This window comes from Pseudarthrobacter kochi (genome assembly GCF_055412805.1).
In genome coordinates this window covers 1-1124 of the sequence record NZ_JBVAYV010000111.1, presented here as the reverse complement: position 1 = coordinate 1124, position 1124 = coordinate 1, and the positions used below count along the sequence as shown (strand labels likewise).

The window sequence follows — 1124 nt, the reverse complement described above, 5'->3', positions numbered from 1 at the left end:
GGGCCGTCCGGCACCAGCGTCTGGTTGCTGAGGTTACTGGCCTGTTCGAGAAGGAAAAAGGCCGGGCCGGCCGTGACCAGCTGACCCTGATGCTCAACACGAAGGGTGTGAAGGTCGCCGCTCCGGTCAAGTCCAAATGCGTGGTGTAACGCGGTTGCCGCGTGATCTTTGGTTTGTTTAGGCGCCGAGCGCCAGTTCTGGGGTGTTCGCTGTCTCCTCTGTGGTCGTGGTGCCGGTGGTCCGGGCCTGTTGGATGAGGTCCAGGCCGAGGTAGCGGCGGGCTTCGATCCAGTCATCATGTTGCTCGGCGAGGACGGCGCCGACGAGGCGGATGAGGGAGTTCCGGTCGGGGAAGATCCCGACCACGTCGGTGCGGCGGCGGATCTCCCGGTTCAGGCGTTCCTGTGGGTTGTTGGACCACACCTGGCGCCAGAGGCCCTTGGGGAACGGTGTGAAGGCGAGCACGTCGGCGCGGGCGGTTTCGAGGTGGTCCGCGACCTTGGGGAGCTTCTCTTCCAGGGCGTGCAGGACGCGGTCGAACTGGGCGTGCACGGCGTCCGCGTCGGGCTGGTCGTAGACACTGTGCAGCAGGGTTTTCACCCAGGGCCAGGAGGTCTTGGGTGTGAGGGACATGAGGTTCGCCGCGTAGTGGCTTCGGCAGCGCTGCCAGGACGCTCCGGGCAGGGTCGCCCCGATCGCCGCGACGAGCCCGGCGTGCGCATCGGAGGTCACCAGCTTCACCCCGGTCAGGCCGCGGGCGGTCAGGTCGCGGAAGAAGCCGAGCCAGCCGGCCCCGTCCTCGGCGGAGGTGGCCTGGATCCCCAGTACTTCCCGGTGCCCGTCGGCGTTGACGCCGGTCGCGACCAGGGCGTGGACGTTCGCGACCCGCCCGCCCTCGCGGACCTTCAGGACCAGCGCATCGGCCGCGACGAACGTATACGGGCCCGCGTCCAGGGGCCGGGTCCGGAACGCCTCGACCTGTTCATCGAGGTCCCGGGCCATGATCGAGACCTGTGAGGTGTACTACTGATGTGAGACAGTCTTTGAAAGGATTGTTCCCATGTCTTCCCGTCCCACGTTTTCTGATGAGTTCAAGGCTGATGCTGTTGATCTCGTGATTACTT

General features: G+C 66.0%; 1 pseudogene. It reads right to left on the bottom strand.

The features are described from left to right. Positions 1 to 177: 177 nt before the first annotated feature. A pseudogene (locus ACZY0Y_RS19860) lies at positions 178 to 1017 on the bottom strand (IS256 family transposase); the annotation flags it as partial. Positions 1018 to 1124 lie beyond the last annotated feature (107 nt).